8 protein-coding genes are annotated in these 7514 nt (G+C 49.7%); 5 read left to right on the top strand and 3 right to left on the bottom strand.

The annotated features are described in order from the left end of the window. Window positions 1-280 precede the first annotated feature (280 nt). Window positions 281-598: a GIY-YIG nuclease family protein gene (locus GC178_08245; protein ID MBI1287557.1), complete on the top strand. Its 318-nt coding sequence runs from the start codon at window positions 281-283 to the stop codon at window positions 596-598. Window positions 599-790: 192 nt separating this feature from the next. Then, window positions 791-1588 carry an alpha/beta fold hydrolase gene (locus GC178_08240; protein ID MBI1287556.1) on the top strand — a complete coding sequence of 266 codons (798 nt, stop codon included), beginning with the start codon at window positions 791-793 and terminating at the stop codon, window positions 1586-1588. A 103-nt stretch (window positions 1589-1691) separates the two neighbouring features. Here GC178_08240 and GC178_08235 read toward each other — a convergent pair whose 3' ends face one another. The 3 genes from GC178_08235 to GC178_08225 form a co-directional block, all read right to left on the bottom strand. Beyond that, window positions 1692-2009 (bottom strand): protein tyrosine phosphatase, encoded by a 318-nt coding sequence (locus GC178_08235; protein MBI1287555.1) that lies wholly within the window; start codon window positions 2007-2009, stop codon window positions 1692-1694. After that, window positions 2006-3052 (bottom strand): serine hydrolase, encoded by a 1047-nt coding sequence (locus GC178_08230; GenBank protein ID MBI1287554.1) that lies wholly within the window; start codon window positions 3050-3052, stop codon window positions 2006-2008. The genes GC178_08235 and GC178_08230 overlap by 4 nt, the downstream gene beginning before the upstream one ends. 67 nt (window positions 3053-3119) lie before the next feature. Beyond that, window positions 3120-3686, bottom strand: a complete 567-nt coding sequence (locus GC178_08225; GenBank protein MBI1287553.1) for a DinB family protein — start codon at window positions 3684-3686, stop codon at window positions 3120-3122. 142 nt (window positions 3687-3828) lie between these two features. On the opposite strand from GC178_08225, the gene GC178_08220 reads away from it, so the two are divergent. From GC178_08220 to GC178_08210, 3 genes are all read left to right on the top strand, one after another. Beyond that, on the top strand, window positions 3829-4167 hold the full coding sequence (locus GC178_08220) for a PadR family transcriptional regulator (protein MBI1287552.1): 339 nt from the start codon (window positions 3829-3831) through the stop codon (window positions 4165-4167). Next, window positions 4164-6050: a PspC domain-containing protein gene (locus GC178_08215; protein ID MBI1287551.1), complete on the top strand. Its 1887-nt coding sequence runs from the start codon at window positions 4164-4166 to the stop codon at window positions 6048-6050. Before GC178_08220 ends, GC178_08215 begins: the two co-directional genes overlap by 4 nt. 177 nt (window positions 6051-6227) lie before the next feature. Then, on the top strand, window positions 6228-7466 hold the full coding sequence (locus GC178_08210) for a T9SS type A sorting domain-containing protein (GenBank protein ID MBI1287550.1): 1239 nt from the start codon (window positions 6228-6230) through the stop codon (window positions 7464-7466). Window positions 7467-7514 lie beyond the last annotated feature (48 nt).

The following is a 7514-nucleotide window of genomic DNA, read 5'->3' as shown; positions in this document are numbered from 1 at the left end:
TGGGCTTATAAACATTGAACACATAAATATGAAGGACTGACGACTTCCTTGCTGAATAGACTTTCAAGCACCTCTTTTCGGTTGTCTGATCGTTCAGTTTTTGTTTCCCCGAGGAACGAGGGGCCTCCAACAACCACCGTTACAGAAACAGGCACTGGTAGTTACATCCTTCGGCCGTGAGCTCCCTTCGGTCGGTTCCTATCGTCAGCGAAACAAACCGTTCCAGTTTCCCCGAGGAACGAGGGATCTCAAACTCAACAAAACAAACTACCTTACGAACATGAAACCGATAGGTTCGCACAACTATTTCGTTTACATCGTAACGAACAGATCTAAAAAAGTACTCTACATCGGAATGACGAACCATCTACAGAAACGTTTGGAGGAACATCATCAGAACGCACTTGGCCCAAAGTCAAGCTTTGCAGGGAAGTACAACTGCTATTTCCTCCTCTACTGGGAGCATTTTCAATTCGTGAATGATGCCTATGCCAGAGAAAAAGAATTGAAAGGCTGGCGAAGAGAGAAGAAGGAAAAGCTCATCACAGATTTCAATCCCAATTGGGATTTTCTGAACGATTCAATTCAAGAGTGGTAGCCCTCCCCTGCTTCCCCGAGCGTAGCGAGGGGCCTCCAACAACCACCGTTTCAGAAACAGGCGCTTCCTATCGTCAGCGAAACAGGCGTTGGAAAGTGAAACAAACCGTTCCTGCTTCCCCGAGCGCAGCGAGAGGCCTCCTCAAACGAATCAAAAACAAACGAAACACCTCCTTTCGCTTAGCTTCGTGCCATGAAAAAGATTCTCCGAATCCTCCTTGTTTCAGCCGTGGTCATCTATGTGGCACTATGTGTTCTGCTGTATGTGGGTCAGGAGAAGCTTATCTTCTTCCCGCAGAAACTGAGTGAAGACTACACCTTTCAACCGAGCTGGCAGGCAGAAGAGGTGGAGATCACCGCCTCTGATGGCACTCCGTTGCACGGGCTCCTTTTCAAGGCCGATAGTTCGAAGGGGCTTATCTTCTACCTGCATGGCAATGGTGGTTCCTTGGCCGGGTGGGGTTCTGTGGCGCTCAGTTATCTGCCGTATGGCTACGATGTGTTCATGCTCGATTACCGTGGTTATGGCAAAAGCAAGGGAGAGATAAGCGGCCAGGCCCAGTTCTTTGATGATGTGCAGCAGGCCTATGATCGGATGCGGAAGCTGTATGATGAACAGAAGATCATCGTGTTGGGCTATTCCATCGGTACAGGACCCGCAGCGCATCTGGCCACAGAGAATCATCCGCGCATGCTCATGCTGCAGGCTCCATACTACAGCTTGGTGGACATGATGGAGCATACCTATCCGTTCGTTCCTACATTTCTGCTCAAGTACAAGCTGGAGACCTTTAAGTATGTGCAGCACTGCGAGGCTCCCATTGTCATCTTTCATGGAGATGCGGATGAGGTGATCTACTACGGTTCTTCCGTTAAATTGAAACAGTTGCTGAAACCCACGGACAAGCTGATAACGCTACAGGGACAGCGACATAATGGAATCACGCTGAATCCGCAGTACTTGAAGGAACTGGAAACGGTTTTGGATTGAGGTTGTCCGAACCGTACCTTCGCACCGTCTTCAGTTTATGGTGAACTGCTGACAAGCTTGAGGAGCCGCAAAACCCGTCACAGGTGGAGCGGCTTCTTGTTTTCTACAGGTAGGGTTCAACAGAAGCCTTCAATTCCTCGATAAGCTCCGCATCCATGTATCGGTATTCGTCAGGGATGTGCAACACGATGATGGAATCCTCTCCGATGCTGTCGGGAAACTTCTGTCGGATGATGTCATGGTGCTTCTCCTCCATCACAAACACCATATCGGCCCAATCCAGCATTTGCGAATTGAGTTTGAGGCGGGCGGAAGATGCTGTTCCTGCCGAGCGCACCTGATGCTGTCCGTGGTTCTTGAAGATGGTTTCTGCCGTGCGGCTACGCCATTCATTTCTACTGCAGACAAACAACAGATTCATAGCTGATCCACGATCTGTCGGCAAACGTGACGCCAGCGTACCCGTTCGGCTTTCAGGGCATTGTCGCGGTTACAGAGCAGCACGATCACCACTTTCTTTTCGGGCTGCACATAGATCTGCTGCTTGTACATGCCATCGGCCAGAAAATCGCCATAGGCCGCTTCGCCTATGTGCCACAGGTAGTTGTAGCCGAAACTGCTGCCGTTGGTGGTGTCGCGGCTCACGGAGCGTTGCACCCATTCTGCTGGTATCACCTGCGTCCCGTTCCAGTTACCGTTGTTCAGGTAAAGCCGCCCGAACTTGGCGTAGTCCAAGGCTGTGGCCCCCATGCAGCAGAAGGTCTTGTCCTCCCCTTTCTTGTCGCGCGTCCAAAGCGCATCCGAGCAAGCGTGCATCGGCTTCCAAAGCTTCTCGCTCAGGTATTCAGAAGGCACCATTCCCGTAGCGCGATGCAGGATGATGCCCAACAACTGCACATCCAAATTGATGTATTCCTGATAGGTTCCTGGTTCGTGTGCAAACTCCACTTGCTTCAATGCCTTCAGCACATTATTGCCGTAGTAGATCTCGGCATCTATTTTCAGTTTGAGTTTGAAACCCGAGGTCATGTTCAGCAGATGTTCCACCTCCAGCTTCTCCGAACCTTCCACATCTTTCAGTTCGGGAATGTAGTCCACCACCTTATCATGTACGCTTTTAATGTGCCCTTCATCAATGGCAATACCTACCAATGCAGAAGTGAATGACTTGGCCACCGAATAGGAAGCACCAAGGTCAGCGGCTGCGGTCTTCTGTCCGTAGAACTCATACAGTAGCGTATCGTTCTTGATCACCACCATGCTGCGCACGGGACGGGAAGCATTCAGCTCATCCAACGTAACGAAATACGGACTTCCACTGCTCCAATCCGTTACACGGAAGTTCTTCATCACGCCCTTCACATCTGGGTAAAACTCAAAGCAATCATCGCTTGCAGTAATGGGATTGGAAGGAAAACGATGAATGTCGTTATGATCGGGGAAACCGAGGAACACGCCCCGCATCAAGGCGCAGCCTGAGAAAAGAAGACAAAAGACAGTGAGGACAAGGAGAACAGGACGGTACTTCACGCTACGAATATCGCTCTTCCAGAATTTTCAGATGATGCTCCATGTGGTAAATGGTGAAGTAGAGCATCTCGCGAAGCGTAAGATTTCCGATGAGCGGATGCGGCACCGCGGTCCTGTCCAGATTCTTCTCCGACCATTGATGCACCTGATTGGTAAGCACACTCACTTCCTCACGGAAACGCTCCACCAGCACTTCGCGCTCCTCTTTTTTCACCTCTCGCGGAACGTACTCGCCTGTGGCCTTGCCTCCTCTTTCCAGCGCTTGCTTGTACGCGTTTATCACCTCCTCATAAGAGCGGCTCGGATGTTTGGCCTTCCCGAATTTCCACACCAGCAGAATGCGCGGGTAGCCCATGCCCTTTCCCAATGGCTTGGTGCTTTTAATGAGATGCAACAGATGCTGCCCTGCCGTCCAAGCACCTTCTGGCGCATATTCCATCTTCTCTATCGGCTTATCGAGAAACCAGCTCCTCAGTTGTTTCGACTGCTTTTCGAGCTGATCGATGATCTCCTTCTTGGTGTATTCCATAGGTCTTAAATCTATAGGATTTCCTACAAACCCAACCATTCAAAAACGAACATTCATTTTTTACCGCTGATTATCAGTCACTTACAAATTAATATGGTACTTGGTTTTGCATAGTACCATATTTATCACATACATTTGTCCCAGTACTTTGCATTGCAAGGTATTGTAAAGAAGAGAGAAGATGAACATTGAGAGAATAAGATCGCAGATGCGAAAAGGGGTACTGGAGTACTGCATTCTCTCCATTATCAGCAAGGAAGAGGCGTATGCTTCCGACATTTTGCAAACGCTGAAGGATGCAAAGCTGATCGTGGTGGAAGGCACACTCTACCCGCTGCTGACGCGGCTCAAGAATGATGGGCTGCTGAACTACCGATGGGAAGAAAGTACCAGCGGACCACCGAGAAAATACTACGCGCTGACAGAAATGGGTCAGAAATTCCTGAATGAAATGGACACTACGTGGAATGAACTGGTTGAGGCGGTGAGCCGCACAACCGACAAAAGCAAAAAACGATGAACAAGACGATAACCAGTAACATAGCAGGCTACGTTTTTCATATTGATGAGAACGCATACGAAAAACTTGAAGCGTACCTGAACACGATACGCAGCTATTTCAGCGAATCGCAAGGCCGCGATGAGATCATAACCGACATTGAGGCCCGCTTGGCGGAGATGCTGCACGAGCGCATCGGTGACATGAAGCAGGTGGTAACGCTTGCCGATGTGAACCATGTAATTCAAGTGATGGGACAGCCAGAGGCTTTTTTGGAGGACGACCCTGAGGAAGCCACTTGGAGCGAAAAGAACAGTTCGCGCAGCGCTGGACCGAGAAAGCTGTTCCGAGATCCTGACAACCGCATTGTAGGTGGTGTTTGCTCAGGCGTTTCGAGCTACTTGGGCATCGATGATCCCATTTGGCTGCGATTGGCCTTGGCGCTGACCATTATATTCTTTGGAACGGGTGCGTTCATCTACTTCATCCTTTGGATCATCATGCCCGAAGCCAAAACAACGGCCGAAAAACTGCAAATGCGGGGGGAGTCGGTGACCGTTTCCAATATTGAAAAGCGAGTAAATGAAGAGTTGGAGACGGTCAAGAACAAATGGAACGATCTTCATGGAAACTCGCATGGCGGACGAAGGGTCGGAAATGCCATTCACCGTGCATTGACCTTGCTTGGCAGCTTGGCCGTGCTGATCCTTAAATTCTTCGCCAAGATCTTTGGATTCGTGTTTCTGGTGGGGGGCGTCACAGGCTTTGCGGCATTGGTTGCACTTGGGTTCGGTTTCCCTACCATCATCAGTCTGAGCAACGATGGTCTGATCAGTTCGATCGAAGCACAGCAGATCCTTCACAATATTGTGGGCGGAACGGGAATGATGGCCTTCATTTATCTGGCACTCATTCTCATCTACGGCATTCCGCTGTTGGCACTCACCTATGTGGGGCTGCGTCTGCTTTTCAATTTGCGTAGAAGACCACGGGGCATCGGACTCGCATTCGTATCCCTGTGGATCATCGGGCTGATCATGTCCCTTGCCATCGGAGGCATCATTGCAACGGATTTCATCAGTGAGGGAATTGACACGGAAACCGTGGAACTGAACCTGACAACCGATCCAGACCGTGTGATTCACTTAGGCATGAACAACTCGTTGGGAGATGATGAACCTACATTCGGTGTAGATATCTTCAACCTCGACCTGATGATGGCACCCAACTCGGACAGGATCTATGGGAAGCCTGAACTCGATATCAACATCGCCAAAACAGGTGGCCCGAAACTCGTGATCAAGCGCAGCGCGCGTGCCAATAAAAAGCAAGAGGCCATGCAGCGCGCCAACAAGATCGATTATGGTTTCGTAGCGTCAGACACGTCCATTCTCTTCAACGGTTATTTCACCATTCCTGAAGAAGAACTGTGGAGAACACAGGAACTGGATCTGGAATTGCTGCTGCCAGTTGGCTACACCATCTACTTGAGTGATGACATGATGCGCATCATTTACGACATCGACAACGTTACCAACACTCGCGATAGCAAAATGGTCGGTCGCAGATGGATCATGACACCTGATGGCTTGGCCTGCGTGGATTGCGAAGGATTGGATGACCCGAAAACCTCTGTCCACAGCGGTGTTCATTTGGATGTGGATGTGAACATCAGACAGCTGGAAGACAAGGAACGGGAACTGGAACGCGCCAAAGAAGAGTTGGAACGTGAGATGGAAAAACTTCAGGAAGAATTGGATAAGGAACGCGAGGATAAGGAGGAAGATGTGGACGAGGAAGCCTCCTCTGATTCGCAGGAAATTCTGCTGAAACGGGTGATCAACGCCACCTATCAAGTGGGTTCTTCCTTGTACAGATCCGTGCAGATCTCCTATCCAGGATAAACGTTTTTCATTTGGTTTGGAGAGGGTCGCTTTCGGGCGGCCTTTTCCTGTTTCATATAATTGATAATCAATTACTTATGATTTAACAATACTTCACCATACTTAACATCGGTTGGCGGTTTTTAACATCTGATCATCTGACCTTGGTTCCATCATTTAACCAAAACAGAAACCGTCATGAAAACAGCCTTTCTCTCCACCATTCTATCCATTTCCATACTCTACGCAAACGCTGTGGGCAACGGTGCATGGATGCATTTCAACCAAGGAAATTCTCCACTTCCATCCAATTCCATTACGGCCGTGCAAACGGTAGAAGATGGCGTTTGGGTCGGCACCGATGCGGGACTCGCCTTCTACGATGGAACGGACTGGAGCGTCTTCACCACCGAAACCTCCGCCCTTCCCCACGATCAAATTCACGATATCTATAAAGATGCGCAGAACACGGTTTGGGTGGCAACCGATGGCGGCATCGTTAAGATCACCGACATCAACTGGGAGATTTTCACGGAAACAAACTCTGGACTTCCATCAAATCTCACCCGTTCCATTTCATCCGATTCCGAAGGAAACATCTGGGTCGGCACGTGGGGCAGCGGCCTCGCCAAGATGACAGGAAACGATTGGACCGTTTACAACACGGGCAACTCAAACCTTCCTTCCAACGGAATTTTTGTGATTGAGCTCGACCAATTGGGGCATCCGTGGATAGGAACCTACAACGGTGGCGTTTCCTACTTCGATGGACAGAATTGGAACACGTACAACATGTCAAACAGCGACCTTCCGAACAATCAGGTACGCTGCATCACATTCGACCAAGACGGTGCCATCTGGTTTGGAACGGACGATGGCCTGGCACGCAAAGACGCAAATGACAACTGGCACGTGTACAACTACCAGAACATCGGCTACAGTTTCCACAACGTGTTCGAAGGCGTATGTCAAGCATCTGGCAAGAAGTTCTTCGCTACGAATGGAGGCGTCATTCAGTTCAATGAGCAGAGCTTCCATGTCATCACCGCGCAGAATTCAAATCTTACATCGAGCAACATCCGTTGTCTCAACTTCGATTCCGAAGGAAATCTGTGGCTCGGCACGGCCAACGATGGCCTCGAACTCTTCCTTCCAGAAGGTTCAGTCGGTATACACGAAGAAGTTGCCACAAACCCCATCAGTATTTATCCGAATCCAGCCGAGAATGAACTCCAATTGCTGCAACCGCTCAGCAGTTCTGGAAAATCGGAACTCATCATCTCAAACAACCTTGGCCAAGTGGTCATTCAGCAGCAGCTGACACAGAATGGTGCAGCACCACATCGGTTAGACATCAGTTCATTGAACCGAGGGAATTACTTCGTTACGGTTGTTTCCGACCAAGGAGTTTCCAGTTCAAATTTCCTGAAACTTTAACCGAACCAGCAGGTCGAAGAAGGTCGCCCGTCAAGCACGAGGCGGCCT

The organism is Flavobacteriales bacterium, from assembly GCA_016124845.1.
Classification (GTDB): domain Bacteria; phylum Bacteroidota; class Bacteroidia; order UBA10329; family UBA10329; genus UBA10329.
The sequence above is the reverse complement of the archived record's forward strand: the minus strand, read 5'-3'. Positions and strand labels throughout refer to the sequence as shown.

Bases quoted from the DNA above. Each gene is read 5' to 3' on its own strand.
- GC178_08245 (MBI1287557.1), top strand. From the start codon at position 281: ATGAAACCGATAGGTTCGCACAACTATTTCGTTTACATCGTAACGAAC.
- GC178_08240 (MBI1287556.1), top strand. From the start codon at position 791: ATGAAAAAGATTCTCCGAATCCTCCTTGTTTCAGCCGTGGTCATCTAT.
- GC178_08235 (MBI1287555.1), bottom strand. From the start codon at position 2,009: ATGAATCTGTTGTTTGTCTGCAGTAGAAATGAATGGCGTAGCCGCACG.
- GC178_08230 (MBI1287554.1), bottom strand. From the start codon at position 3,052: ATGCGGGGCGTGTTCCTCGGTTTCCCCGATCATAACGACATTCATCGT.
- GC178_08225 (MBI1287553.1), bottom strand. From the start codon at position 3,686: ATGGTTGGGTTTGTAGGAAATCCTATAGATTTAAGACCTATGGAATAC.
- GC178_08220 (MBI1287552.1), top strand. From the start codon at position 3,829: ATGAACATTGAGAGAATAAGATCGCAGATGCGAAAAGGGGTACTGGAG.
- GC178_08215 (MBI1287551.1), top strand. From the start codon at position 4,164: ATGAACAAGACGATAACCAGTAACATAGCAGGCTACGTTTTTCATATT.
- GC178_08210 (MBI1287550.1), top strand. From the start codon at position 6,228: ATGAAAACAGCCTTTCTCTCCACCATTCTATCCATTTCCATACTCTAC.